This is a genomic window from Bartonella sp. AA168HLJHH, assembly GCF_042197365.1.
In the GTDB taxonomy this organism is placed as follows: Bacteria; Pseudomonadota; Alphaproteobacteria; order Rhizobiales; family Rhizobiaceae; genus Bartonella.
Genome location: NZ_JBHIRS010000095.1, coordinates 1 through 559 on the forward strand (window position 1 = coordinate 1; position 559 = coordinate 559).

The 559-nt window shown below is 40.6% G+C and carries 1 protein-coding gene; it reads right to left on the reverse strand.

The annotated features are described in order from the left end of the window. Positions 1–559 (reverse strand): ABC transporter substrate-binding protein (locus ACFINM_RS09935; RefSeq protein WP_375641415.1); only part of this gene is annotated, 559 nt, incomplete at both ends.

Genomic DNA, 559 nt, shown 5'->3' on the forward strand with positions numbered 1-559 from the left:
TTTTGCAACAACAAACGTTGTGTTCCGGGCTCTGCAACATGGCGAATTAAAATCTGCTTCAGTTTAGGCGCTTGTCCCCAATAGTGAGAGCTTGCACGCAACAAAAGAGCTTCTCCAGGGCGCCAACTTTTTAACTGATAAGGACCAACACAAGCAGCATGACTTTTCAAATACTGATTTCCAAAATCGCCATCTTTTTCATGCTTCATAATTGTCTGACGATCAAGCAAAGCTGTTGCCGGACTTGCAACAATATTATTAAGAATGAGCTCTGCTGGATAAGGCTTATCAAATTTCATCACCACTGTTTTCTTATCTGGGGCTTGCAAAGCATCATCAACATTTTGCTCTGTAATTCCATATTCATTAAAAATTGCCGCATTACCCATCTTCAATTTGACAATCCGCTTCATACCCCAAACAAGATCATTGGCATTGGCTGATCTGCCATCATTAAACTTCAAACCATCACGTAAATGAAAAGTAATCACCGTACTGTGATCATCACCTGAAACATCCCAATGTGTTGCTAAAGCGGGAACCATTTTAGCAGGATCAT